Below are 25,351 nucleotides of genomic sequence, written 5' to 3'. Positions count from 1 at the left end.
GCGTGCCTGCGTGCCTGCGTGCCTGCGGGACTCGGTGCTGCGGGGCCGGCGATCGACGACCGACGGGCACATGCGGAGATCGGCAAGCGGAGGTGATCCGATCGGCGGTCAGTGGCTGATGGCCAGTGGACTCGCGACCGGCGGGTGGCCGGCTCGCCCACGGTCGGGGTGACCATCCCCTGTCCGGCCGGCGTCGACCTCTGTCCTGGACATGTTGGAGCGCGCCCACGCCACTGGCCTCCCACGCCCGGCGGTGGCCGACTCGCTCAGGACGCGCTGACCAGCCTCTTCCGCTGATCTTTCCTCCGCCCCAGATACTTCCCCAGCCCGGAGCCCGGAGCCCGGAGCCCGGAGCCCGGAGCCCGGAGCCCCAGCCCCCGCCTCAGCCCAAGCTCCGGCCCCGGGTCTGGTTCCTGCCCCTCCCCCCGCTCGGTCCTTGCTCCTGCTCCTTCTCCAACCCTGGCCTCGCCCAGGGCCCTGGCCTCCGCCCCTGCCCGACTGACCCACCACGCTCCCGCCCTCGCACCCCACCTCACCTCACCTCACCACCACCCGGCCCCGGCGGCCCGCAGCAGTCGGCCAGCGCTGGTGCCGGCGTTGGCGTCGACCCCGCCCGCGGCGTCGATCGCGGCACCACCCCCTGATCCCCGAAAGCGAGATCCGGCCATTCGGCCACAGCCCGGAGATTCCCTTGGACCGGCCTACGCGTTCGCCTAAGCTTTCGAACGATTCGGTGCCGGGGATCCCGGATCGCACTCCGGCCTTACGGGGGCACGCCGTCAGCGGCCAGACCCGAGCAACGTCAGGACCGGACATGGACCTTGAGCGGTTACGCCGCGCGTGCGAGGAACGCGTGGACGCGCTTCACCTCCCCCACCGCTTCAACACCCGGGACCTCTGCGACGCCGTGGCGGAGAAGCGCGGCCGTCCGATCATCCTCAGACCCCTGAGCACCCTCGGCGCGATCGACGCCCCCTGCGGGATCCGCCTGGAGACACCCGACGCGGACCTCCTCTTCTACGAGGAGGGAACGTCCGCCCTGCACCAGAACCACATCCTCGCGCACGAGGTCAGCCACATCATCTGCGACCACCCGGGCACGCTGGAGCTGGACCCCGAAGCCTTCCGCGCCCTCGGCTTCAATCCCACCCTCGTCCAGCGGATGAACGGACGCACGAGCTACTCCACGGACGACGAGCGCGAGGCCGAGACGATGGCCACCGTCATCCGACAGCACATCTACCGCGGACGTGAGTTACCTCCCCGCGAGCCCGAGAGGGGCGCCGAACGCTGGGAGGCCCTGTTCGCCAAACCCATCAGAAAGGGCCGTCGGCGCCGATGATCGACCTCTTGTTCGCAGGCGTGGCCCTCGTGCTGCTGCTCGCCGCCGGCTACTGGGTCCGGGGCCGCGGCGGCCACCGGCCGACCGGCACCTGGGCCATGGCCGCGCTGCTCGTCTCCTTCGCCTGCGCCTTCGGCTCGTACGTGTCCGTCGTGGAGAACGCCGTCGAAAGCGTCGTCCCCGACGGCGGGCGGCTGCTCAGCAACTCGTTCACACTGGCCGCCGCGACCGCCGTCCTCGCGTTCATGCTCCAACTCGATCTGGAACCCGACGAGGCCCGGCGGAGCATCCGACGGCGCGTGCTCTTCCTCGGCATCTCCGTGACCGGCATGACGGTGCTGTTCACCGCCAGCCGGCTGAACGACGACTCGCCCCAGTTGTACGCGCTCTACGTACTGATCTACATCACGTACCTCAGCGTCACCGCGAAGGACTTCGGCAAGCAGACCTGGAAGCAGGCCGGCCACTCCCGCCGGAGGAGCCAGCGCGTCGGACTGCGCATCACCGCCGTCGGCTGCGTCTTCGCGCTGCTGTACGCGGCCTACAAGGTGTTCGGCCTGGTCTCCATCGGTCTCGAACTGAACCTCCTGCCGCACGGCGTCCGGTGCTCGACGCCCATCAGCCCCGTCCGCTGCGTGTTCAGCGTGACGGCCCCGGCGCTGGCCGTACTCCTCATCACCCTGGGGCTCACGCTCCCGGCGGTCGTCTGGCCCTTCAGCCAGTTCCTGCGCCGTCGCTGGGAGACGAGGTCGTTCGCCGCGCTGGCCCCCCTCTGGAAGGACATCACCGACACGACCCCCGAAGTCGTCCTGGCCTCGGAAGGCTCGCAGCAGACGGACGACTCCGACTTCCTCCTTCACCGCCGGGTGATCGAGATCAACGACGGCGTACTCGCCCTCCGCCCCCACCGCTCGGCGCGCGTCCGGGAGAGCGCCGAACGAACCGTCGCCGCGCGCGGCCTGACGGGCACCCTGGAAGGCGACGCGATCGTGGAGGCCGCGATCCTCCGCGCGGCCGTCCAAGCGAAGCGAACCGGCACCCGATCGGTGACCGGCCCCCCATCGATGACCGGCATCCAATTGATGACCGGAACCCGACCGGGCGACCTCCGAGCCGAGACCGAATGGCTGCTCCTGGTAGCCCACGCATACACCCAGAACGAAACCCCCACCCTCACCACCGAACCCCTGACCCCGTCCGGAACGGACCCCCGAACGTGACCAACCCGCCCCACCCGCCCCACCCGCCCCACCTGCCTCACCCGCCCAACAAGTCCAGCCCGGCCCACCCAACCCAGCCCGACCCGACCCCATCGCGGCCCTCGGCCACCGACCCCCTGCAGGACCCCACCTTCTTCGCCGACCCCTACCCGACCTACGCCCGCCTCCGCGACGCGGCACCGGTACACAAGGTGCCCACCGGCTCAGGGGGAGGAGGCCGCCACAGCTACGTGGTCACGGGCTACGCCGAGGCCCGCGAGGCCTTCACCGACCCCCGCCTCTCGAAGGACACCGCGAGGTTCTTCGCAGGCCGGCCGTCGCAGCGCGATCTCCATCCGGCCGTATCCCGGAACATGCTCGCCACCGACCCTCCGGAACACGCCCGGCTACGGGCGCTGGTGACGAAGGCGTTCACCACGGGGGCGGTGGCGCGGCTGCGCCCCTACATCTCCTCCCTGGTCGACGAGTTGCTCGACGCCTGGCCGGCCCATGGAACGGTGGACCTGATCGCCGACCTCGCGGTGCCGCTCCCCGTCACGGTCATCTGCGAGCTGCTCGGGGTGCCCGAGTCCGACCGAGCCTCCGTACGCACCTGGTCGAGCGACCTGTTCGCCGCCGGAGACCCGCAGCGCATCGACGCCGCCTCCCACGCCGTCGGCGACTACATGACCGCCCTCGTCGCCGCCAAGCGCACCGCACCCGGCGACAGCCTGCTCGACGACCTCATCGCCGTACGCGACGGCCAGGACCGCCTGTCCGAGGACGAACTCGTATCGCTCGCCGTACTCCTGCTGGTGGCCGGCCACGAGACCACCACCAACTTCATCGGCAACGCCGCCCTGGCCCTCCTACGGCACCCCGAGTCGCTCGCGCGCCTGAGGGCCGAACCGCAGCTCCTCGGCGGTGCGCTGGACGAGTTGCTGCGCTACGACTCGCCGGTCGGGATCGCGACGTTCCGCTTCAGCACCGAGGCGCTCACGCTCGGCGGCACCGAGATCCCCGAAGGCGTGCCGGTCCTCATCGCACCCGGCGCCGCCAACCGCGACCCCGACCGCTTCCCCGACCCCGACCGCCTGGACCTCACCCGCAGCGCCACCGGTCACCTGGCCTTCGGCCACGGCATCCACCGCTGCCTGGGAGCCCCCTTGGCCCGAGTCGAAGCAGAACTCGCCCTCCACGCCGTCATCACCCGCTACCCCCGAGCCGCCCTGGCGACGCCCACCGAAAGCCTCCCTTGGCGCCACACCCGCCTGACCCGAGGTCTGGCGTCCCTGCCCGTCACCCTGCGAGATCACTTCAAGTGAGCGTGGTCTCAAGCAGTAGATCGCCGCAACGCCGAAGCCTCTCCCTGTCGTACTGACACACATGGATGCAATCCACGAAGACATCGAGGAGTTGGCGCTCCTGCTGACGCGCCTCAAGGAGCGCTCGCACCGCAGTTACGCGGCACTGGCCGGCCGTCTGGACATGAACGCCTCCACGCTGCACCGCTACTGCGCCGGCGAGGCGGTTCCCCTGGACTTCAACACGGTCAAGCGGTTCGCCGCACTCTGCGGTGCCTCTCCCGAGGAACACGTGGAACTGCACCGCCGCTGGATCCTGGCAGTCGCCGCACGACAACGCCCACGCCGAACCGCAGCCAGGCAGGCACGCGCGGAGGCGAGGAGGCAGCCCCCTCGCGCCACCGGGAGCACCGCCACCGCACCGATCGCATCGCCAAGCCACACCGACCCACCGAACGAGGCACCCGACCCGACCGCGCACCCCACCCCGTCGCCAGCCACGAACCCTGAACCAATCCCATCGGCCGACCGGCGCAACGAAGCCGCGCCCATCCCACGACGCCTCACCCGGCCACGCCCCACCCGACCCCACCCCCTCCGATCCATCGCACTCGCGGCCACGCTGGCCGTCGCGTGCGCCGGCCTCACCACATCCGCCGCCGGACCGCCCTCCGGTGGCGGCGAACCGACGGCCTCGGCCCGCGTCGCACCGGAACCCCTGGCAGCGGCCACCCCCGGCGGCAGCAGCCCACGACCCGCTGCCACACCCTCCCCGGACGCCGGTGAACGATCGATCTCGGCCGGCCCCACAACGAAGACGTCAGAGCCGACCATGATGCCCTCCGACAGCAGCGGCCCTCCTGACAACCGGGCGAACGGAGTTGGCGATGCCGACACGACCGCACGCCCGCCCACGCTCCCCCTCACCTGGACGGCCGACTCCCACGTCTGGAGACCCGAATGCGACCATGACTACGTCATCGCCAAGCCCCCACGGCAGGTCCCGCCGCCGCCCGCCCCGCAGGACGCCAGTGTGTGGGCGACGTCCCTGGGGGCGGTCCACGGGCGTACCACCCATCTGCAGATCACGGTCCAGGGCAGCGGCTCCGCCCCCGTCACCCTGGAAGGAGTGCGGGTGCGGGTGGTGAGCCGCTCCGCCCCCACCGCCCCGAAGGGCATCGCCTACTCCATGTACGAAGGCTGCGGCGCCATCCTGATCCCCCGCCACTTCTCGGTGGACCTCGACGCGCACCGCCCCCTGGCCCGTTCGCTCCCGGGCAACCAGACGGACAGCCCGGACCCGGCCCTCGACTTCCCCTACCGGGTGTCCCTGCGGGAGCCGGAGGTCCTGCTCCTCTCCGCACGCACCTACTCCTGCACCTGCGACTGGTACGTGGACCTCGACTGGTCCTCACAGGGCCGCACGGGAACGGTACGCATCGACGACCACGGCCGCCCCTTCCGCACCACCACCATCAAGGGCCTACCGCGCTACTGGTACCAAGACGCCGGCTGGGTCCCCACGACCTGAGCCGAGGCCGAAACGGAGACCGGCGACCGACACCCCGACGAAGGCACAAACCGCGATCAGCACCTGGAACTGTCGCTGATCCGGATCCCGTTGACGCTGTAGGCGTCGGTGAACACGGTGTGGGAGTTCGGCCCCAGACAGACCGAGCCCCCACTCTGCAGCCGCAGATGCACCACGTCGTCGTTGCGGGTGTTCAGGACCCCGTAGTGCGGCCGGGGCGTGACCGACTGGAAGCCGCTGGTGACGACCTGGTACTTCGCCATCGGCCGGCCTGCCAGCAGGGCGTCGTTGTCCACGTAGAAGCAGACATACGGGTACGGACAGCCCTGCGTGGGGGCCTCCGCGTGGGCGGCGGTCGCGCCGGTCACGGACATGGTCGCCACGGCCACGCCCACCGCCGCGAGGCGGACGCCTTTACGGATGACGGATCTCATCGAATCACCACAGAATCGGTTCGTCGGACTGGGAGGAGTGCGGATCGAGATTCCTCACCTCGACATGACGAAATCCAGGGCGAAACCGGGAGCGGTCGTCCAGTAGGTGACCCGCTGAAAGTCGTTGGCGTACAACGTCTTGACGGGCATGGGCACATCGATCGGCTTGCTCGCGCCGCTGCCGGGCCTTCGACCCTGGAGGCTGAGGGTGATGCTCTTCGCCTCGTACTCGTCCATGGGACCGTTGACCACCAGACCGGCATACGCCTCGTCACCCGGACCGAGAGTGACGGGAACCCCCGGGTCCGAGTCGCTCTCCTTGATCACACGAGCCGTGCGCTTGCCGTCGCCGAGCCGCACGAGAGGGTAGCCGTAGACATCGCACTTCTTGCTGCCGGTGTTCTGGACGGTCAGCAGAAGATGCCTGGCGTCCTTGCTGTCCGCGGGCTCCTTGGAGGCGGACACCCCGAGAACCTTCTGGGTGCAGGCGGGCACGGCGCCCTTGCCGCTCTTCACCACCGGACCAGTGGCGGAGGCATGCGCCGACACACCCCACCCGAGAGCCAGGACGAGACCCGCGGCCACGACCGCCCGCCGGCCCGTAAGGGACTTCACGTTCATTTGCGTGCTCAATGTGTGCTCCTTCGCTGATCTGCATGAGGTCGCACACGCTCACGGCCCGCGTCCCGGGCACTCCAAGAACTGAACGCTCCCGCGGACGGGCAAGGCGGAAACACCGAGACACCGCAGGGCGCCCGGCCGCCCCAGCCGGTGCGACATCCGTAGCCTCGGCCGCCCCACGAACCGAGGACAACACCCGCCCGCCAACCCGCAACGATGGAACAATCCCACCCCCATCACCTGCGAAAACGAGAACACCTGGGATACCGATCCGGGATGCCGCCCCCCGAAAAACAGCCTGACCCCGAACCACCCACCAGACACAGCAAAGCCAGGGGGCCCTTACCGACTGGTGAATTCCAGGGGGCGTCGCAACACGCGGTGAGTTGATCAAGCCGCGAGCAGTTCAGACAGACGCTCGGCTGGGGTTGCCCGGCCGAGCGTCTTGCATGGGCGGCTTTTGAGTTCGGCGGCGACGGCGTCCAGGTGCCTGGCGCACAGAAGCGGGGTGGTGCCACGTGACACATGGCACCACCCCGCTCGCTTCATCGGGCTATCGGCGGCTCTTCCAGGCCATCACGGCCACCGTCAGAGCACCGACGGCCAGACCTGCCAGGGCCCATGGAACGCTCGGTCGGCTGTCGTTCAGCTTGTAACCGACGAAGCACAGCAGGTTGAACTCCACGAAGGCGATCACGGGCCACCAGCGACGGGCAGGCATTGCCGATTCCTTTCCTCCGGTTTTCCCGGCTGGCGTACCCGGCCGCGTCACTTGAACTTGTAGGTGGCGGTCATCGCGAACCAGAGAGTTGTACACCGCTGTCGTCACGCCGTCGTCCGCGTCCGTGTACGAGATCGGTCGGCCGAGCGCGTCGTGATCCTGGAGGATCGTGCCCCGTTCGCCGACTCGATGACGCTGATCTGCGCAGCTCCGCCAGCCGAGCCCGCTGCTCGGCGGTGGTGCCCAGCGCCAGGGCGCGGTTGCCGGCGGAGAGTTGGCGCACCGTGTTGCCGTACCACAGCCGAAGCCACGTGGCACGGCGTGGCAGCGAGACTGGCCGTCGGCCCGGTTGTATGACGCGGTACCCCACCAGGAGACGCGGGACAGGCTCAGCAAGCCTCCGGGGCGCCTCTGTCGATCTCGACGTAGGGGCGGTAGATCCATCCGAAGGTGGTGGAGTACCAGAGGTTGCCCGCGTCGTTCACGTACCAGCAATAGACCTCCACACGGCTGTTGAGAGGGCGGTGGTCCGTGACCCGGCACCGTGCTGCCGGGCCGTTGTGGACCGCAGCATTCCTCTTAGTGATGATGCCGGACGCTGTGAGGACGTCGTCAGCGAACCAGCCACAGCTTTCCGCCGGCGCCGCAGCGGACTGTGCTGCATGCGCGGGCGCGACGGAAAGCGCCAGCGCCAAGACGGTCCCTGCCGCTGCGGACGTCCAACCAGGTTTCACGTGGTCGTACCTTTCTCTGAGGATGGAAGAGGGTGGCGGCCCGAAGTGGCGTGGTCAGGCGACGTGACTGCCGTGCCCTCGGCCCCCGCGAACGGCCGTCGGCTGTCGGCCACCCTGGCTCAGGTGAGCCGCGGATTCGGGTGCTCCGGTGGTCAGCATCCGGCCGTCACGTTTCCGCAGTAGATCCACCCGCGCGTGAAACCGTTGTCGACGTAGTACCAGAGGTTCCCGAACTCGTTGTAGGCGTTGTGGCTCCAGAGCAACTCGTCTCCGTAGGAGGTTCGGTAGTACCAGTCGCAGCTGGCCTTGTAGCACGCCCTGATCGGGCCGCCCAGTGAGGTGGTGGGGTACCAATCCACCTCTTCGGCACTGGTTGCCGGGCTCTCCGCTCCGGCCGCCGTGACAGGGGTGATGGACGTGGCGGAAGCCACCTGGGGCGGCAGCGCCGCAGTGGTGATCAGCGCACTCGCGAGAAGCGCACCTGTCGTCAGAAGCGACAACCTTGCCCGGACGCTCATGGCACCTCCCGTTCTGGGAGAGACCCGCACCGACCGCGGCAGGATCCGATCTCCCGTCCGCGCGGTCCGGGCCACGTATCCCGAACGCGTGAGTAGATGGATGCTCAGGCTTCGAACCACGACGAGCAGTTGGAGTTGACACCGCCGTTGCACACCTTGTACCGGGCGATTCCACGCTCATCCACACCGGTGACGTAACCGGCGATCGGCGCCGGCGGTCCGTCGTAGCCGTTGCTGTTCCGCGCCACGAGTTGCGTCGAACCCCAGCCTGCCGAGGTCAGCGGCTGCCCGTACAGCCGCGGCCCTGAGCCGGACGCCATCACCCCGATTGCAGGGATGACACGGGCCCTTTGAGAGGGCCGGACGCCTCGCCATGATGCACAGACCGTCACGGTCCCCGAGACGCTGGAAGCCGCACGCGCAGCAGTCCACCTTGCTGCGACGCTGGTGCGGTGGCATGAACGCCTTGAGAACGGCGTATGGCGGTGCGCGAGAGCTACGAGCGCACCGCGTAGGCAGGCAACAGACCGATAGCCACACAGTGAGTGGAGGACGTCAGCCTCCAGGGCGCGGTCCAGGGCTTGCAGGAGTGCGGGGGCGGTGCCCATCTGCATCAGCCGGTGACGGTGCACGAGCATCTGCCCGACCGGCACGGCGGTGAGGGGGCGGCGGCCGGACTCCCACCCCGCGATCGTGTCCGTGGACACCCGCAGCTGCTCAGCCGCTTCCTCCTGGGTGCGTCCCTGCTGCTCTCGTGACCCGGAAGACGAAGCCGGCGATGACGCCCACGCGTGGGCGCCCCACCGATCCCTGACTGCCGGTCAGGGTTTGTCGCGAACTCGATCGCATGAACAGACCCTTTCCCCGGTGTTCGCAGCAAACCACTTGTACTCGCAGTCACTTCAAGCAGTGATCACGGTTCTCTACCGTCGTATGCATCACCGAACGAGCCTAGTAGGGCCGTTGTCACGGTGGGCTTCGTTACCGAGGCTTCCGAGTTGAACCTCCGTAGGCGACAACGTCGAAGGGCTGCTGCTCACCCCGGCCACGGGGCCGGACCGAGCAACGGCGGGCGTGCGTCCTTCGCACACAGCCCTGACGGCCGGTGGTGGGGCTACACACGGAACGCGAGCACCCCCGAGGGACGCGACGACGACCACGACGGCTGCAACGGTGGGACCACAGCGCGCGCCTGCACGCCGCCGCCCAGCACGACGAGCTCGCCACCACCGGCCCGTACGCGTGGGTACGCCACCCGCAGTACGTCGGCTTCCTGCTCAACATGATCGGGTTCCTGCTGCAGTGGCCGACCATCCCCACCCTGATCATGTTCCCGGTCCTGGTGTACGTGTACGTACGCCTCGCCCGCAGCGAGGAACGCGAGGTCGCCACGGAATTCGGCGAGCAGTGGGACGCCTACGCCGCCCGCACCCCGGCGTTCTTGCCACGCCACCGCCCGGCCCGCGGCACCACGCCCCCGCCAGGCCCTCACGCTGCATCCGGGCATCAGCCGCAGCCGCCGCGCACGGCCGTCTCCCACAGCTCCCACACCGGGAGGAGCCGATGAACGGGATTTCCGTGGCCCTGCATCCCGCGATCGCCGACAGCGCAGTCGCCGGAATCGCGCTGCTGATCACCGTGCTCGACCGGGCAGAGCGTCACCGCCGACAACCCCGACCCGGCCGGAGGTGACCGAAGCGGACGCCGCTGTCCTGCTGACTTGGCTTCTTCTTGCGCTCCAGATCCTGGCTACTGCCGCCAGTGGGGTGCTCCTGGCCTGGCGGGGCAAGCGTGACGCCTCGCGCCTGGACCGCGGCATCCGCCGTACCGCCCCCGCCCTCCTGATCGCCGGGGTACTGCCCCTTCCGGCACTGCTCGCCACCGACGCACCGGCCGGTGCCTGGGGCCTTTGGGTGTCGGCTACAGCGCCGCAGCCCTCGCCTACGCCTTTGCCGACACTCTCCGTGACATCCGGGCCGTTCAGGGCGCGGCTGGAGCCGGGAGGACGCCGTGACCGGCCCGAGGCGTACCACCGGCCCCGAACGGGTGGAGCTGCCGGGCCGGTAGTGCGCCCGGACAATGGAAGAAACGGTCGGGCTGTGACCTGTGGCGGCGGATATCAGCGCGCACGTGCCCGCAAACGGCCCGGCCGGTCTCTCCCGCATCACCCGGCATCCGAGAGGCGAGAGGAAGGCGGTCGTCATGACCAGCATCACTCACCGTATCGCCGCCCTGTTCCGGATCAAGGCCAACAAGGCCTTGGACCGGGCCGAGGACCCGCGCGAAGTCCTGGACTATTCCTATGAGCAGCAGCTTCAGATGCTGCAGAAGGTACGACGTGGCGTGGCCGATGTGGCGACCAGCCGCAAGCGCGTCGACCTGCAGGTGAACCAGTTGCAGCAGTCCACGGGCAAGCTGCAGGACCAGGCGCAGAAGGCGCTCGCGGCCGGTCGTGATGACCTGGCGCGTGAGGCGCTCACCCGTCGGACGGCCGTGGCCTCGCAGGTCACGGATCTGCAGGAGCAGCAGGCGTCGTTGCAGGCGCAGGAGGAGAAGCTGACCCTGGCCGCACAGCACCTGCAGGCGAAGGTCGACTCGTTCCGTACCCGCAAGGAGACGATCAAGGCCACCTACGCCGCGGCGGAGGCCCAGACCCGGATCACCGAGGCCGTCACCGGTATCGGCGAGGAGATGGGCGATGTGGGCCTGGCTATGCAGCGCGCCCAGGACAAGACCGAGCAGATGCAGGCCCGCGCCGGAGCGCTCGATGAGTTGATCGCCTCCGGGGCGCTGGAGGACGCCACGCTGCCGGCCGGGCGCGACGACATCCAGGCCGAGCTTGAGCGCGTGAGCGCGGGTCAGGACGTGGAGATCGAACTGGCACGCATGAAGGCACAGCTCCCGGCCGCCTCCTCCCCAGCGGCGGTGAAGGGCCCTGAACCCCCGAAGACCCCGCCGGACCAGGAGGCGACATCATGATCATGCGCATTCTCGGCGAGGGACAGTACGAAGTCACCGACGAGCACCTGAACCTGCTCAACGAGCTGGACACCGCCCTGCAGTCGGCCGCCGACGCGGGCGACGAGGCGGCGTTCACCACCGCACTGTCGGCCCTGCTGGACGCGGTACGCAGCCTGGGCACGCCACTGCCGGACGAGCGGATCACGCCGTCCGACCTGGTGCTGCCCGATGCCGACACCAGCCTCGCCCAGGTACGGGACCTGCTGTCCGACGAGGGTCTGATCCCGGGGTGAGTACGCGATGCGCAGCCGCTTCGAGCCCGACCGGCAGCTGACCGCCCGCATGGCGGTCACCATGTTCCTGCTCGGGCTGGTGTACGTGGCATTCATTGCCGCACTGATCGTGCTGCTCAAGTCCGTCGTCCTGGTGGTCGTCATCGCTGCCGGGCTGCTGGCCGCGCAGTACTGGTACTCGGACCGGATCGCCCTCTACGCGATGCGCGGCCGAATCGTCACAGCCGAAGAACAACCCCAACTGCACGGCGTCATCGACCGGCTGTGTGCCACCGCGGACCTGCCGAAACCCCAGGTGGCCATCTCTGACATGGACATGCCGAACGCGTTCGCCACCGGCCGCAACGCCGACCACGCCGTCGTCTGCGTCACAACCGGACTGCAGCGCCGCCTGACGACCGAGGAGCTCGAAGGCGTCCTCGCCCACGAGCTCTCCCATGTCGCGCACCGCGACGTCGCGGTGATCACCATCGCCTCGTTCCTGGGCGTGATCGCCGGCCTCGTCGTCCGCTTCGCCTTCTACTCCCAGCTGTTCGGCGGACGCAACCGCGACCAGAACACCGCCGTCGCACTCGTAGCAGTCATGGCGGTCTCGGCCCTCGTCTACGCGCTCAGTTTCCTGCTCATCCGGGCGCTCTCGCGCTACCGCGAACTGGCCGCCGACCGCGCCGGAGCCATGCTGACCGCGAAGCCCTCCGCGCTTGCCTCGGCCCTCACCAAGGTCAGCGGCGACATCGCCCGAATCCCCACCCAGGACCTGCGCACCGCCCAGGCGTTCAACGCGTTCTTCTTCACCCCCGCCCTCGGCCCCGGAACGGCGGTGGCCAACCTGTTCTCCACCCACCCCAGCCTGGAACGCCGCCTCGAAGCCCTCGCGGAGATCTCCGCCGAGCTGGGCGAACCGGGCAACCGGGCGCCATGAGAAGGAGCTGATGCCCCGTGGGTTTCCTGGATTCCCTGCTCGGCCGATCCAGGCCGGTCAAGCCCGACCTGGACCAGCTCTTCGGCCTCCCCTCGGCGGCGATCACGCTCCAGGCGGCCATCGGCTTCACTCCGACCGGGGCGGGCTCGGTGTGCTTCGCCTCCATCGAGGGCGGGGCCTTCGCACAAGTCCAACAGGAGGTAGGGGCCCTGCTGGACGCGGACTCCGAACGCAGCGGTGTGCCCGTGGAGTTCAGCCGTGACGACTACGGGTACTCATGGCTGCTCTCGCGCCGCGATCCCGACAGCCTGCCCGCGCTGGTGAGCGATCTGCACGCGGTGAACACCGCCCTGCAGGACAGCGGCTTCGGATCACAACTCCTGTGCTCCCTGGCCTCCTTCCACGACGCCGAGCTGCGCCCCCTGGCACTGGTCTACCTCTACAAGCGCGGCACCTTCTACCCCTTCGCTCCGCTGCCCCGCCAGAAACGCGACAACCCGCTGGAACTCCAGGTCGAGGCAGTGGTCAAGGACGACCTGCGTATCGAGCAGGACCTGAGCCGCTGGTTCCCGCTGTGGGGTGCCCCCGGCCTGTGAAGGGCCGGCGATGGCATCCGGGACCGGGGAGGTGGCACGTGACAGGAATCGGCGCCCGTCATGACGACGGGCCGACCGGCGACCGGGCGGTGCTGGCAGCGGCCGGGATAGAGAAGACCTACCGGCGCGGTGTGTGGCCCGCCCAGCGGCGGGTGCGGGTGCTGCAAGGCGTCGACCTGGCGCTCGCCCCTGGCGAGGTGGTCGGCCTGGTCGGGGAGAACGGGTCCGGCAAGAGCACCCTGATGAAGATCCTCGTCGGGGCCCTGCCCGCCGACGCCGGCACGGTGACCCGCAGCGGGCGGCTGGGCTACTGCCCGCAGGAGCCAGTCGTCTACGAACGCCTCACCTGCGACGAACACTTCGGACTCTTCGGCCACGCCTACGGCCTGACTGACCAGGCTGAGCGCCGCGCCCGCCGGGAACTGTACGAGGAGCTGGGGTTCGAGAGACATGCGGCCACGCGTACCGACCGTCTCTCCGGTGGCACCCTCTCCGAACTGAACCTGGGACTGGCGCTGCTGGCCGACCCCGAGGTGCTGCTGCTGGACGAGCCCTACGCAGGCTTCGACTTCGACACCTACCTGAAGTTCTGGGAGCTGGTCGGCGAACGCCGCCGGGCAGGACGATCGGTGCTGATCATCGGTCACTTCGTGACCGACGAAGAACGCTTCGACCGCATAATCGAGCTGCGGGACGGACGGGCGGTGCTCCGATGACGACCGCGCTGTTCGAACGGCGCTTCCTGGCCGAGGCCGCACGCACCCCGGTGAACCTGCTGGTGCTCATCCTGGTGCCGGTGGCGTTCGTCGTAGTGGCCGCCCGCCCACTGGCGGACGCGGCCGAACTGCTCGGCGGCTCCGGCGGGCCGGCGGTGCAGACCGCCACGGCCGGATGGGCCGCGGGGTTCATCGCCGCGATCGCCATGTACTTCCAGATGCGCGCCGCCCGCGCCGCCGACCGTCGCCTGGTCCTGGCCGGGCTCGCCCCCTCACGGCTGGTGGCGGCCCGCATGGCCACCGGCCTGGCCCTGGCGCTGATTGCCACAGCCGCGGCCCTGCTGGCCCTGACGGCGTGAACCGGTATCGGTGACGATCCGGGGCGGGTGCTGGCCGGAACGCTGATGTACGCGGTGGTCTACCTGGCGATCGGGGCGCTGATCGGCACCCTGGCCACCAGCCCGGTCAACGGCACCGTGCTGGTGCTGTTCGTGTGGATCCTGGACGTGTTCTTCGGGCCCGTGCTCGGCGCGGCCGACAGGCCGGTGACCCGGGTGCTGCCAACGCATTTCGTGACCCTCTGGATGGTGGACCTCCCCTCCCGGCACAGCGGACGCATCGGCGATCTCGGCTGGGCCCTGACCTGGGCGGCAGCGGCCATGGCGATCAGCTGGACGGTGATCACCGCCGCCAGCCGCACCGCCGCCCGGCCCCGCCACCGCACCCGGCCCGGGTCAGCGGTCGGCCAACTGTTCGCCGGCGTGCGCATGGGACTGCGGGAAGCGGCCCGCAACCGGGTGCTGTGGGCGCTGCTCATCGCGGTACCCGTCGTCTTCGTCCTCCTCGCGGTGGCCACCACCCCCAACGAGTCCACCACCCTCACCGTGCGCGAAAGCGGCCGTACGCTGCCGCAGCAGGCGTGGCTGCCCGACATCCACGGCGGCACCATGGCCCCGATCGCCATCGCCTCCCTGGCGACACTGGCCGGGCTGTTCACCGTCCTGGACGCCCGCTCCGGCGACCGGCGCCTGGCCATCGCGGGCTTTCGCCCCCTGGCACTGCTCGCCTCCCGCCTGGCCGTCCTAGCCCTTGGCGCACTGCTGGCAACTGCCGCGTCCCTCGCCGTCACCGCCACCGTCTTCGACGCACGCCAATGGGACCTGTACATCGCCGCCAGCATCCTGATCGCGCTCACCTACGCCCTCATCGGCGTCCTGCTCGGCCCGCTCTTCGGCCGGGTCGGCGGCGTGCTCATCGCCTTCCTGCTGCCCTTCATCGACCTCGGCATCGAACAGAGCCCGATGCTCCGCCCCGCCCCGCCCGACTGGGCCCACGCCCTGCCCGGTCACGGCGCCGGCCGGGTCCTGATCGACGCCGCTCTCACCCCCGCCTTCGACGAAACCGGCTTCCTGCTGATCGCCATCGCCTGGCTGGCCGCCCTCACCACCGCAGCGGCCGTCATGTTCCGCCGCACCGTCACCGCACCCCACCGATGACACCTCGCACTGAGCGGCCTCGTGTCCGTCCAGATGAACCGCGAGGCGTTTGGCGGTATCGCCCTGGCGGGCGCTCCCGGCTCCCGTGAACCTGAGTAGGCCGGTCGGCTTCCGGCCGTGCCCTGCCCACAGCAGCCTCGTCCGAAAGGACGCCCCCGTATGTCACTCACCTTTCCACACCGGGGCCGCACCGCACTCGCCATGGGAAGCGCCTGCGCCCTGCTCACCCTGGTCGGCTGCTCGAGCGGCGACAGCACCAGCCCCGCCACCACCAGCGCCTCACCCACCGCGACCAGTGTCGGCCCGGGCGGTACAAGGATTGTGATCGAGAACTTCACCTTCAGCCCGGCGAAACTGCAGGTACGACCCGGAACGAAGGTCACCGTCGTCAACAAGGACTCGGCCGCGCACACCGTGACCGCCACCGAGGACAAGGTCTTCGACACCGGCAACATCGCGGGCGGAGCGACCGTTACGTTCACCGCTCCGTCCACGCCGGGCCGCTACTCCTTTCTCTGCACCCTCCACCCGTACATGAAAGGCACCCTCACCGTGACCTGACACCAAGCGGGGTCCCAACCGGTGACTGTGTGGGGGCCGCTTGGCACGAGGGCTGAGGTGCACTCGTCCGGATCCGGGGACCCACCCCGACGGGCCATGGGTACGCTGATGCGGCCAGCACGAGGATGAGCACTCCGCCCAGGGGCGCGGACGAGGAGCGGCGACGTGACGAGGACAGCCGGAGCGACCAGGGGGCACCTGGCACGCCTGCTGCTGCTCGGCCTGCTCCTCATCGGCCTCGGCGTCGTCCATACGCTCGCCCATGCCGACGCCCATGGAGGCGTCACCGGACACACGTCCGCCCACCACTTCGGCCTGGCCGCGGCGGACCAGGAACCGTCCAACGGGCATCACGGACGCGAGACGGGCACATCCGGCGAAGTCCTGAGCCCCACCGCCGCCCTTGCGACCGCGGACCTGGACTCCCTGCCCGAGGCCGACTGCTGGGCCTCGGCGCCCAACGGGCCGTGGTCAGTCCCCCCGGCGCAGCACGCATCCGGGGCCACGACCGAGCCGCACGGGGCGCCGCTCGCCGACGGGCTTCTCAGCTGCCGCGTACACACCTCACCCCACGCGCTGGGAGTCCTGCGGATCTAGAGAGGAGACCCGCGTCGACGGCACCGCCATGCCTCTGCGCGGCTCACAGTTCCGGTCCGCCGCTCCGGTGAGGGGCTGCCCGACCGCTCTCTCCGTCCCTGTTCTCCGGGCCGCCGTCCAGCGCCCTGACGCGCCGTACGTCCGTACAGCGCATCAGGCCACACGGCAGACCCGTGCCGAAAGGTGTCACTGCTCCCGTGTCCCAGCACCACGTCGCCGAAGCCCCCTTCATGCCGGCACCGTCGTACGCTTCCCACCCGACTCACCCTGTCCACCCACCGCACCCTTCCCGCCCGGCAGATCAGGACAGCCCGCACCTGTTCGATCGAGGCGGCACCGTGCCCGCGCCGCGCCGCGCGGAACCGGCGCCGTACGAGAGCCGGACCGGCGGGCGGCGAGGGCGTCGCCGGGCGCCCAAGCGCACCCCGCTGCTCGGTGACTACCTGGGCTATGCGGCGACCTTTGTCGGAGCCGGGCTGATCAGCGGCGCCATCGTGCACCACCCCCTCGATCCCACCCGCTACAGCCTCATCGCCGTCATAGGCGCCGCCGTCTTCCTCTGCGCCACGATCCTCAACGAGTTCGTCCTCACCCGCAGCCGTCCCGGCGCGGCGAAGGTCTGCGGTGTGGTCGCGGCCTCCCTCGCGCTGTCCTTCGGCATCGGCATGCTCAGCGGCGGTCTGCAGCACTTCGAGGATTTCCCCGAACGCGCGGCGATGCTGATCCCGTTCGGTCTCGCGCTCTCCTTCGTCTCGTACGTGCTGCGCCACCGTCCCGACCGGTGGCGCAGCATCCTCGGCCCGGCAGGGATCCTGGTGGCGGTCACGGCGGCCGTCGCCTTCGTCGGGTTGAAGGGCATCGCCCAGGAGATGGCCGCGCAACCGGGCGGGGACGGCCACGGCCACAGCCACGGGGAGGAGCCCGCCGCCGAAGCCGAGCCGAAGACGACCGGGACGGACGGCCACCGGCACGAACCTGGCTCCTCAGAGAGCCCGGCCCACGGGACGACCCCGAGCGAGGAGCCGGCGACGGCCTCATCTCCGGCGGCCGACGACCACGGCGACTCGGGCCACAGCCACTGACGGACCGCGCGCTCAGTGCCCCCCGGCGGAGGACATGGGCAGCCGTCGGGTGAAGGTCCTGCCGCCGTCGCGGGATTCGTACACGCCGTCCTGTGTGGCGACGAGGACGCGCTTGGCGTCGACGGCGGTCAGGGCCTGGGGCTGCCCGCCCGGAACGGTCCCGGTCTCCTTCCAGCTGGTGCCGCCATCAGTGCTGCGGTGCAGGCCACCGGCGAGGTCGACACCGTACAGGGCGTCGGCCGCGGGCCAGGACAGGAAGGCGAGGACCTGTCCGGTCCCCGCGCGGAACTTCCGGCCGCCGTCGGTGCTCATGGCGACGCCGTCCTCCGTGGTGGCCAGCACGACGTCCCGGTCCTGCGGGCTGACGGCGATGTCCAGGGCGGCGAGCTCGGCGCGGTCGTCCCAGGATGTCCGGTCGGCGCTGACGCGCAGCAGGCCGCGGGTGCTGTCGTAGCCGTAGACGGTGTTGTGCGCGTACTCCAGGGAGTGAAAGTCGGTGGTGCCGCCCAGGGACAGGGTCTTCCAGGTCCTGCCGGAGTCTGTGGACTGGATCAGGCCGCGGTTGCCGTGGTCGCCGCTGCCCTCGGCCGGGTGGCCGCTGCCGAGGAAGGTCCTCGCCCCGATGACGGTGAAGCCCATGTAGTCGGCCGTGTCGCCGACCCGCCGGGCGGTGCCGTCGTCGGCCACGGTGATCACGCCTTCGTGGGTGGCGACGTACAGGCGCCCGTCGGCCGGGTCGATGCCCAGACCGTGGACGTGACTGACGGCGAGGCTGCCGGGGACTTCGGCCGACGTGGCGTCGGACGAGGTGCCGGTGCTGGAGGAGCATGCGGCCAGTACGGCCGCGAGGACGGTCGCGGTCATGGCGGTGGCCGCGCGGGAACGAATCTTCATGCTGAGGATCTCTCGGTGAGGCGCGAGGAGGAGTGGCGAGCAGGGCTAAGGGTCGGCGCAGGACGTTCCTGCACGGGGGCCGGGCTGCGCGGGAAGCAGGCCCGAGCCCCGATGCGGGGGTCGTCAGCTCTTGCCGAGGAGCTTGTTCATCTCCTCGATCTCGGCGTTCTGCGCGGTGATGATGTCGTCGGCCAGCTCCTTGGCCGGCCCGTACTGGCCCTTGTCCTTCTCGGTGGTGGCCATCTCCACGGCGCCCTCATGATGCTCGACCATCATGGTCAGGAACATCGTGTCGAAGCCCTTGCCGGACGCCTCCATCAGCTCGTCCATGTCCTCGGTGTCCATCATCCCGGGCATGTCGGAGCTGCCGGAGTCACCGCCGTGGTCCATGCCCGGCATGGAGGAGGGCACGTCCTCGCCCCAGGACTCCAACCAGCCGGACATCGTCTCGATCTCCGGGTCCTGGGCCTTCTCGATGCGCGCGGCCAGGTCCTTGACCTCGGCGGAGGACGCCTGACTGGCGGCCATCCTCGACATCTGGATGGCCTGCTGGTGGTGGGGGATCATGTCCTGCGCGAAGGAGACGTCCTGGTCGTTGTGGGCGCCGGCGGTGTCCTCGGCGCTGGCGGAGGCCGACGTCTGCGTACCGGATCCGGTGTCGGAGCCGTTGTCGCTGCCGCAGGCGGCGAGGACGAGGGCGGCGGCCACGGCCGTGGTGCCGAGAGCGGCACGACGGATGAGGGAAAGGGTGCTGGTCATGTGGTACTCCTGCGGTCTGCGAGGGATGCTGCGCCGAGCGGCGCGGGACATGGCTGGGTGCCGTACGGCCGCTCGCCGAGGCACAACCGGCGAGGTGGGATACGGCTTGGCCTTGTCCTAGATCCGCAGGAGTTGAAGTTCGGCCAGTGTGGGCGGCGCCCGGCCGCCGTCGGGCGTGGTGGCGAGGAACCCGTGGCCGCTGTCGGTGGGCGCGAGGGTGGCGACAGGGTCGGGCAACGGGGCAGGAAGGACCGGTCCCGTGCCGACGGCGCCGGACGCGCACGTCGCATCGGCATGCTCGGCATGGCCGCCACCGCTGTCACCGTGGCAGACGTACACGTCGCTCGCCATCGCCATCCCGGCATGAGCAGAGGCGAAGGAGGAATGATGGGCGTCAGCGGCCACGGCCCAGCCCGGACTGAGGGCGTGCATACCGAGAAGGCCGGCCAGCAGCCCGAGCACCAGCAGCGCCCGCCACCGCCCACGGGGCGATCGCGCGGAGTGGAGTTGTGCACGGGCTGTCACAACCCCCATGCTACGGAAACCGCCTGGCTCCGCGAGGGCAGGCGGGCATTCGGCTCAGTCGTTGCTTGCGGAGGCGCCGAGCAAGGCCCGCCGCAGCTGGTCGAGAGCTGGCAGTCCGGCCAGGCCGCCCGGCGTTCGATACACCCGGCACGCGATTCCCGGCGCGCGGCCGGGCTCGGCAAACAGGTCCCGCCCGTCGGCCATGAAGGTCGGCGAACCGGTGAAACCCTCCGCCTCTGCCGCGCGCGTATCCGAGATCACGCGCGTGATGAATGCGGCGTCGTCGAGGCCGATGCGGACGAGCACTCGGCGAAGCAACTCGGCTGCGGGACCGGCGTGCGGGCAGTCGGGCACGACGAGAAGCTCGATGTTCACAGGTTCAGTGTCGCGCGCTTCCGGTGAGGAGCTCACGGTCCGTCAGGCGGGGGCGGCCGGCGGGCGAGGTGCGAGGAATCCGGGAGCCGCATCTCGAAGTCGGCCCCCAAATGGCTCCCAAAATGGCCCCCCGAACCACTCAGGGGCCCGACCCGCACTGCGGATCAGGCCCCTGACCTGGTACTTCACTGTCGGGGTGGCGGGATTTGAACCCACGACCTCTTCGTCCCGAATGAGGATCGGTTAATGAGCTTTCCTGCCTGGATTGTGTTTGCGCAGATCAGGTGGGTGGTCCCGGTTGGTCTCGGGTGGTGTGGAGGGGGGTATCGGGAGCAGGGCGGCTCCCAGATGGCTCCCAAGGGTGCTGCTGCCTGGATGGTGCTGGAGAGTCAGCCCTGCGACCCGAAGACGATCCACCGGCCCACCAGTGCCAGGAAGCCGAGTCGGCCACTCTATTCGCCGTCCGCCGCCTGGCGTCGGAGACTGCCGATGTGGTCCGGACAGAGTACGCGATGGCATCGCGGGCGCTCACCGGCGTGGGTGCGGGCGCTGGAGAGGCGCGGGCCGGGTCACACCTTCTTGACGACGATCGTGTCCGGGACCAGCTTCTCCAGGTCGTCGACGTCCGAGGTGAAGACGGTGACCTGTCCCCTCTGCTGTCGCGCGATGACGGCGAGCACGGCATCGATCGCGTACTTGTGGCCGTGCAACTTGGCGTCGGCCAGAAGTCGACGCGCTTGGCGGGCCTCGTCCTTCCCGATGTCGACGACCTGGAGCCGGGACAGTGCCCAGTCCCAGCGCTGCTCGGTCGTTCTGCCGTCGTACGCCTCGACCAGTGTCATCGGAGACGTCACCACTTCGGCCTCCCCGCGTGCCGCGAGGTCGAGCCAGGCGATCATCTTCCGATCGCCGCGTACCGCAAGGGACAGGGCTTCACAGTCCAGTACGAAGACGCGGAGGGGCCGCTGTCCGTGCTCACCGGCTCGCTTCTTCACGCAGCCTCTCCGGCGTCGTGCTTTCCGGCGGTTCGACGCCGCTCGTGTTCGGCGTCGAGTTCATCCAGCTCGACGAGCGCTGCCGCGTGCTCGTCCTCGGTGATGGGGCCGTGCTCTTCCTGCAGCCAGTCGACCAGTTCCAGGAGCCGGTCCCGGTCACGCTTGAAGCGCAGCGCCTCGGCGACATACGCCGACAGGCCCCGCTCTGCCGCGTCCGCGCGGATCTCGTCCAGGAGATCCTCGGGAATCGTCACGGTTACCTTCTTCGTCGCCATATAAGAGACCATACTCCCGGTATTGCACTCCTTACCAGTGGGTCACGTGATCGACGCTCGGCGATCAGGCGGCCGTGGCGGGGCGTGGGCCGCCGTGGAAGACCTGGCTGGTGTGCCAGGAGCGGTGGATCGCCGCGACGGGCTGGGCACCCGGTTGGGGACCGATAAGCGGGCGGCCGGCGAGTGCTATGACGTGCTCGCGGGCGGCGGGACTGTGGCCGACGAAGCGCTGCGAGACCAGGATGCGGTGACTGTCACCGATGCCGAGGACGCCCTTGTCGAAGAGCTTGTGGTGCAGCGAGCACAGGCACAGGCCGTTGTCGACGTCGTCAGGGCCGTCGAACGCCCACCAGCGCACATGCGCGGCCTCCAGCCCGACCGGCACCGCGCCGATCCTGCCGTCGTAGCCGCAGAAGGCGCACTGGTACTCGTATGCCGTCAGGACCAGCTCCCGCATCCGGGGATCCCGCCGCCTGCGCACGGCCGAGAGCTGTTCGGTCTCCGCCGGCTCCAGCTCCAGGCCGACGGCTTCGCAGAGATCGCCGTGGAGCGAGGGCGGGAAGTTCAGGTCGAGCAGGGCCCGTGCCATCCGGCCGAACAACGACGGCTCGCGCCGCAGCGCCGTCCGGAGTTCCGGCGTCAGCCGCCCTGCGGCTCCGACGGCCCGCAACTCCCGCACGCCACTGCCGGGGCTGCCCGGTCCGCGATCGGTGTGCACCTCCCACACGCCGTCGCTCACCAGATGGTGGAACGGGTAGGCGGGCGTCGTTCTGTTGGGCGGACCGTACTCGGCCAGCAGCCGTCTGAGGTCGTCCTCCACTGCGCTGTACCGCAGTTCACCGTCGGCGTCCTGCTGGAAACGCCCGAGCGCGTACAGGAACAGCAGTGGCTTGTGCGGAGCGCGGGTCCCGCTTCTGCTCCACTGCTTCAGCTTCGCGGCGCGCTCCAGCCAGTCCATGACTGGCGATCGTAGTGGCGTTGGGGTGCGGTGGTTTCGAGGGGGCTTGGGGAGCGGGTCGACTCCCAGATGGCGCCCGGACACCGTGGGGTCACTGGCTTCGTGCCGACGTTGCCCGTTGCGGCCTAACGAGTCGTGCCGAGGCGACTGCGACGGGTCTCAACCAGGTGCCGCCATCGTTCGCGCGTCTGTCGTTCTCCGTCGATCCACCGAGCTCGCGCGGTGTGCTCGGGGAACGGAAGGCCGGCCATGAAGTGCGCGATCTCGACGTAGTAGGCGTAGTCGCCGCTCTGCGTGAGTTCGCGCAGGCGGGTGATCGCGTCGACGAAGTCGTCCTGGGCGTCGAGAACGGCGTGGTGGAAGCACAGGGCCAGTTGCAGTTTCGCCGCGGCGTAGGAAATGCCGGAGACGCCGATTTCGGCGAGCAGGACGTCCGCCCGGTCGGGCACGTCTGCGTCGAACCCGGCGTCGCGTACGAGTGCGGCAATGCGAGCGGTCATCTCGCTTGAGCGCAGGCTGAGGTGCGACAGCAGCCGGTCCGCCAGGTCGAGTTCATCGTCGGCGCGGAGCGGGTCGGCGAAGGAGACGGCGAAGGCGAGATGCGCCTGGACCATGGCGGTCTCGCCGGCCGCACCGTGTTCTTCGGCCTCGCTCCTGGCTGCCAGGTAGGCGGCGGTCGCCCGCTCCATGTCTCCCTGCACCCACCACACGTCTCCCAGGACCCGATGGTGCCGCCCTTCCCAGCCCAGCCTCCCAGCGGCTTCCACCGCCGCAGGGAACTCTCCGGACAGTCGGCTCAGGTGTGCCAGGCCGCGTCGAGCGGCGGAAGCGAGCCGACCGTCGGTGGAGGCGACACGCTGCATGCCGCGCCGCGAATCGTCGGTCAGGCCGAGGTCCCGCTGGGCCTTCGCCAGGTAGTACGTGGCCAGTTCGACCAGGTCATCCGGGAGCAGCTGCGATGCAAGGACGGCAGAGAGCCGACCGGCTGTGCGTTCACGGTGTTCGTGCTGGCGCCTGGCGATGGCGCTGAGTGTTTCCACCAGGGCGTCCGCCGCAGTCTGCAGGCCGTCCGACGACCTGGCATCGGCTGCGGGAAGTGCCAGCGGTTCCCAGATGGAGTCCCCTACGTACTGGAATGCGGCATCGGCGAGCCAGCCGAGATCGAGACGGAAGTCCCGTGCGAGGAGCAGCCCTTGTTGGAGGCAGCCGACCAGGACGGTGCGGTCGCGTCGTCGGTCCTGGCGCCACTGTGATTCCAGGGCGCGGAAGGCACGCTTGGCCGCACGCTGCCAGTCCTGCTCCGACCAGCGGTCGTCACTGCCGTCGTCCGCGTTGCGAATAGCGGCGCGGATCAGGTCGTGGACATGGAAGGGCCACACACCGGAGGAGGACTCCCGGATGAAGGGGCGCTCGGTCAGCCGTAGGGCGGGCGCGTCGTGGTCCATGCCGGCGGCCTGGGTGGCCAGGGGCACGGAGAACGCGTTGAGCAGGCTGACCGCGCGGAGCACGTGGCGTTCCTCGGCGGTCAGGTCGCTGAGGGTACGGGCGATCAGGGCGGGGAAGTCGTGGTCGAAGTCGGTGACCTGTGGCTGCCTGCCACTGCGCCGAAGTTCCAGGTAGCGCATGACCGACAGGTCCAGGTACAGAGGCAGTCCGTGGGAGCGCTCGGCGATGATCCGGCGGACCGGTTCGTCGATCAGCGGCTGCCCGTCGCGGCTGAGCCTGCGGGCCAGATAGTCCTCGCAGTCTTCGGAGGAGAAGTCGCCGATCAGGATCTGGCGGCCGGATACGCCTGACCCGCTATTCACTGCGTCGGAGACGAGGCTGGGCCAAGCGTTCGGCCCGGTCCAGTCGAGCTGCCCTTCCAGGCTCGTTTCCGCCCACTGGAGGCGGTTGCGTCCGGTGACGACGAAGAACACGTTGGGCATCAGCCACACGATCCGCTGGAGCAGGCGCTCGAAGTCGCGGTGGGTGCGGTCGCCGGTGTCCTCGAAGGTGTCCAGCAGGATCACGGGTAGCGCGCTCTTGTCGGCCGGGAGTTGGGCCAGGTCCCAGGCGAGCAGGTGCGGGTAGAAGCTGAGGGCGTCCAGGTCGGGCTCGGCTTCCAGGAGGTCGGCCAGGCGGGAGCAGCCGGCGAGGGCGCGGACGGACTGGCGCCGCTCACGTAACGCCTTGATGAGCGCTCCGGCCCCGTGGCCGAGCGCGCCCCCGACGGTGCCGGGCAGGAACAGCGCCTGGGCCACGTCGCTGAGGGCCGACTGCATCTGCTGCGGCAGGGCGGCAGCGGCGCTGAAGCGGCTCAGCAGCCCGCCCCGGCGCAGGTAGTCCTCGATCGGTTCGCCCGGGTGGTTGTGCTCCCAGTAGCGGCGCAGGGCGAGGTCGAAGGCGGGCATCGGCCGGCCGAGCGCGGCGACGGCAAGACGGATGGCGAGGACGACGCGCTCGAAGTCCATGCCCGCGGCGCGCGCGAGGTCGATACGGACCGGCAGCGTCCGCCCCTCGGGGTGGGACGGCGATTCCCATTGCACAGGACGGTGCTCGCTGCCGGCGAGCGACGCCTCGATCTTGCGGGAGAGTGTGGACTTGCCGATCCCGCCCACACCGTGGAACACCAGGATGTTGCGGCGGGGAGCCTCCAGATCCTCCACGTCGAAGTCCGCACGGGTCACGTGCCGTATGTGCTCAGCGAGGCCGGCGGTCACCGCTTGCCACTGTGCCTGCCGGTTCGTGAACGCCTCACTGGCGGCGATGCTCCGGTCGTTCGAGCTGAACAGCGTTCGAAGATCCCGCCCTGCCACCGCTCCCCCTGACGATCAACTGGAGCCAATCTATGCTCCCTTGAGGACGGCCTGGCAAGCCCGCATTCAGGCAGAGTCTGCAGGTCACATCTGAGCACTTGGCAGTGAACGGCTCCGGAGCTGATGGAGTCGCCGGCCTGTCCT

The 25,351-nt window shown here is 69.7% G+C and carries 29 protein-coding genes and 1 pseudogene; 16 read left to right on the top strand and 14 right to left on the bottom strand.

Annotation, left to right across the window (positions count from 1 at the left end):
* The first annotated feature begins 853 nt into the window (after window positions 1-853).
* The 4 genes from P8T65_RS20220 to P8T65_RS20205 all read left to right on the top strand — a co-directional run bounded on the left by P8T65_RS20220 (window position 854) and on the right by P8T65_RS20205 (window position 5,376).
* A complete protein-coding gene (locus P8T65_RS20220) occupies window positions 854-1,342 on the top strand; it encodes a regulator component (protein WP_316726682.1) in 489 nt (162 codons plus the stop codon).
* Window positions 1,339-2,562, top strand: coding sequence for an MAB_1171c family putative transporter (locus P8T65_RS20215; protein WP_316726681.1), 1,224 nt, complete (start codon window positions 1,339-1,341; stop codon window positions 2,560-2,562). Before P8T65_RS20220 ends, P8T65_RS20215 begins: the two co-directional genes overlap by 4 nt.
* On the top strand, window positions 2,559-3,866 hold the full coding sequence (locus tag P8T65_RS20210; RefSeq protein WP_399099433.1) for a cytochrome P450: 1,308 nt from the start codon (window positions 2,559-2,561) through the stop codon (window positions 3,864-3,866). Before P8T65_RS20215 ends, P8T65_RS20210 begins: the two co-directional genes overlap by 4 nt.
* A gap of 61 nt (window positions 3,867-3,927) precedes the next feature.
* Window positions 3,928-5,376, top strand: coding sequence for a helix-turn-helix domain-containing protein (locus P8T65_RS20205; RefSeq protein ID WP_316726680.1), 1,449 nt, complete (start codon window positions 3,928-3,930; stop codon window positions 5,374-5,376).
* A gap of 56 nt (window positions 5,377-5,432) precedes the next feature.
* Here the strand turns inward: P8T65_RS20205 and P8T65_RS20200 are convergent, their stop codons facing one another.
* The 6 genes and pseudogenes from P8T65_RS20200 to P8T65_RS20175 all read right to left on the bottom strand — a co-directional run.
* Window positions 5,433-5,810: a hypothetical protein gene (locus P8T65_RS20200; protein ID WP_316726679.1), complete on the bottom strand. Its 378-nt coding sequence runs from the start codon at window positions 5,808-5,810 to the stop codon at window positions 5,433-5,435.
* A 54-nt stretch (window positions 5,811-5,864) separates the two neighbouring features.
* Window positions 5,865-6,443, bottom strand: a complete 579-nt coding sequence (locus tag P8T65_RS20195; RefSeq protein ID WP_316726678.1) for a DUF4232 domain-containing protein — start codon at window positions 6,441-6,443, stop codon at window positions 5,865-5,867.
* 541 nt (window positions 6,444-6,984) lie between these two features.
* A complete protein-coding gene (locus tag P8T65_RS20190) occupies window positions 6,985-7,152 on the bottom strand; it encodes a hypothetical protein (protein ID WP_316726677.1) in 168 nt (55 codons plus the stop codon).
* Window positions 7,153-8,038: 886 nt separating this feature from the next.
* Window positions 8,039-8,404 carry a hypothetical protein gene (locus P8T65_RS20185; protein ID WP_316726676.1) on the bottom strand — a complete coding sequence of 122 codons (366 nt, stop codon included), beginning with the start codon at window positions 8,402-8,404 and terminating at the stop codon, window positions 8,039-8,041.
* Window positions 8,405-8,508: 104 nt separating this feature from the next.
* A complete protein-coding gene (locus P8T65_RS20180) occupies window positions 8,509-8,724 on the bottom strand; it encodes a hypothetical protein (protein ID WP_316731965.1) in 216 nt (71 codons plus the stop codon).
* A gap of 228 nt (window positions 8,725-8,952) precedes the next feature.
* Window positions 8,953-9,253, bottom strand: a pseudogene (locus P8T65_RS20175) (helix-turn-helix domain-containing protein); the annotation flags it as partial.
* 259 nt (window positions 9,254-9,512) lie between these two features.
* Between P8T65_RS20175 and P8T65_RS20170 the strand changes: the two are divergent.
* From P8T65_RS20170 to P8T65_RS20115, 12 genes are all read left to right on the top strand, one after another.
* The gene (locus P8T65_RS20170) at window positions 9,513-9,971 is read left to right on the top strand and encodes an isoprenylcysteine carboxylmethyltransferase family protein (RefSeq protein ID WP_316726675.1); all 459 of its coding nucleotides are present in this window, start codon (window positions 9,513-9,515) and stop codon (window positions 9,969-9,971) included.
* A complete protein-coding gene (locus P8T65_RS20165) occupies window positions 9,968-10,096 on the top strand; it encodes a hypothetical protein (protein WP_316726674.1) in 129 nt (42 codons plus the stop codon). The genes P8T65_RS20170 and P8T65_RS20165 overlap by 4 nt, the downstream gene beginning before the upstream one ends.
* A gap of 510 nt (window positions 10,097-10,606) precedes the next feature.
* Window positions 10,607-11,383 (top strand): PspA/IM30 family protein, encoded by a 777-nt coding sequence (locus P8T65_RS20160; RefSeq protein WP_316726673.1) that lies wholly within the window; start codon window positions 10,607-10,609, stop codon window positions 11,381-11,383.
* Window positions 11,380-11,658, top strand: a complete 279-nt coding sequence (locus P8T65_RS20155; RefSeq protein WP_316726672.1) for a PspA-associated protein PspAA — start codon at window positions 11,380-11,382, stop codon at window positions 11,656-11,658. Before P8T65_RS20160 ends, P8T65_RS20155 begins: the two co-directional genes overlap by 4 nt.
* A gap of 7 nt (window positions 11,659-11,665) precedes the next feature.
* On the top strand, window positions 11,666-12,580 hold the full coding sequence (gene htpX, locus P8T65_RS20150) for a zinc metalloprotease HtpX (protein ID WP_316726671.1): 915 nt from the start codon (window positions 11,666-11,668) through the stop codon (window positions 12,578-12,580).
* Between the two features lie 17 nt (window positions 12,581-12,597).
* Window positions 12,598-13,176: a PspA-associated protein PspAB gene (locus P8T65_RS20145; RefSeq protein WP_316726670.1), complete on the top strand. Its 579-nt coding sequence runs from the start codon at window positions 12,598-12,600 to the stop codon at window positions 13,174-13,176.
* 38 nt (window positions 13,177-13,214) lie between these two features.
* The gene (locus P8T65_RS20140) at window positions 13,215-13,892 is read left to right on the top strand and encodes an ABC transporter ATP-binding protein (RefSeq protein WP_316726669.1); all 678 of its coding nucleotides are present in this window, start codon (window positions 13,215-13,217) and stop codon (window positions 13,890-13,892) included.
* A complete protein-coding gene (locus P8T65_RS20135; protein ID WP_316726668.1) occupies window positions 13,889-14,251 on the top strand; it encodes a hypothetical protein in 363 nt (120 codons plus the stop codon). Before P8T65_RS20140 ends, P8T65_RS20135 begins: the two co-directional genes overlap by 4 nt.
* 27 nt (window positions 14,252-14,278) lie before the next feature.
* Window positions 14,279-15,388, top strand: a complete 1,110-nt coding sequence (locus P8T65_RS20130) for an ABC transporter permease (RefSeq protein ID WP_316726667.1) — start codon at window positions 14,279-14,281, stop codon at window positions 15,386-15,388.
* 159 nt (window positions 15,389-15,547) lie between these two features.
* On the top strand, window positions 15,548-15,949 hold the full coding sequence (locus tag P8T65_RS20125) for a cupredoxin domain-containing protein (protein ID WP_316726666.1): 402 nt from the start codon (window positions 15,548-15,550) through the stop codon (window positions 15,947-15,949).
* Window positions 15,950-16,114: 165 nt separating this feature from the next.
* Window positions 16,115-16,546 carry a hypothetical protein gene (locus tag P8T65_RS20120; protein WP_316726665.1) on the top strand — a complete coding sequence of 144 codons (432 nt, stop codon included), beginning with the start codon at window positions 16,115-16,117 and terminating at the stop codon, window positions 16,544-16,546.
* A 338-nt stretch (window positions 16,547-16,884) separates the two neighbouring features.
* Window positions 16,885-17,628 carry a hypothetical protein gene (locus P8T65_RS20115; protein WP_316726664.1) on the top strand — a complete coding sequence of 248 codons (744 nt, stop codon included), beginning with the start codon at window positions 16,885-16,887 and terminating at the stop codon, window positions 17,626-17,628.
* 12 nt (window positions 17,629-17,640) lie between these two features.
* On the opposite strand, the gene P8T65_RS20110 is transcribed toward P8T65_RS20115, so the two are convergent.
* From P8T65_RS20110 to P8T65_RS20075, 8 genes are all read right to left on the bottom strand, one after another.
* Complete coding sequence (locus tag P8T65_RS20110) at window positions 17,641-18,522, bottom strand: F510_1955 family glycosylhydrolase (protein WP_316726663.1); 882 nt, start codon at window positions 18,520-18,522, stop codon at window positions 17,641-17,643.
* A 123-nt stretch (window positions 18,523-18,645) separates the two neighbouring features.
* Window positions 18,646-19,281: a DUF305 domain-containing protein gene (locus tag P8T65_RS20105; RefSeq protein ID WP_316726662.1), complete on the bottom strand. Its 636-nt coding sequence runs from the start codon at window positions 19,279-19,281 to the stop codon at window positions 18,646-18,648.
* Window positions 19,282-19,398: 117 nt separating this feature from the next.
* Window positions 19,399-19,815, bottom strand: a complete 417-nt coding sequence (locus P8T65_RS20100) for a DUF6153 family protein (protein ID WP_399099418.1) — start codon at window positions 19,813-19,815, stop codon at window positions 19,399-19,401.
* A gap of 45 nt (window positions 19,816-19,860) precedes the next feature.
* Window positions 19,861-20,181, bottom strand: coding sequence for a hypothetical protein (locus P8T65_RS20095; RefSeq protein WP_316726660.1), 321 nt, complete (start codon window positions 20,179-20,181; stop codon window positions 19,861-19,863).
* A gap of 569 nt (window positions 20,182-20,750) precedes the next feature.
* The gene (locus tag P8T65_RS20090) at window positions 20,751-21,176 is read right to left on the bottom strand and encodes a PIN domain-containing protein (protein WP_316726659.1); all 426 of its coding nucleotides are present in this window, start codon (window positions 21,174-21,176) and stop codon (window positions 20,751-20,753) included.
* Window positions 21,173-21,451: a CopG family transcriptional regulator gene (locus P8T65_RS20085; RefSeq protein ID WP_316726658.1), complete on the bottom strand. Its 279-nt coding sequence runs from the start codon at window positions 21,449-21,451 to the stop codon at window positions 21,173-21,175. Before P8T65_RS20085 ends, P8T65_RS20090 begins: the two co-directional genes overlap by 4 nt.
* A 64-nt stretch (window positions 21,452-21,515) precedes the next feature.
* On the bottom strand, window positions 21,516-22,409 hold the full coding sequence (locus tag P8T65_RS20080; protein ID WP_316726657.1) for a phosphorothioated DNA-binding restriction endonuclease: 894 nt from the start codon (window positions 22,407-22,409) through the stop codon (window positions 21,516-21,518).
* Window positions 22,410-22,534: 125 nt separating this feature from the next.
* Complete coding sequence (locus P8T65_RS20075) at window positions 22,535-25,207, bottom strand: ATP/GTP-binding protein (RefSeq protein ID WP_399099413.1); 2,673 nt, start codon at window positions 25,205-25,207, stop codon at window positions 22,535-22,537.
* Window positions 25,208-25,351 lie beyond the last annotated feature (144 nt).

Source organism: Streptomyces sp. 11x1 (genome assembly GCF_032598905.1).
Lineage (GTDB): Bacteria > Actinomycetota > Actinomycetes > Streptomycetales > Streptomycetaceae > Streptomyces.
This window is presented reverse-complemented; position numbering and strand designations above follow the sequence as displayed.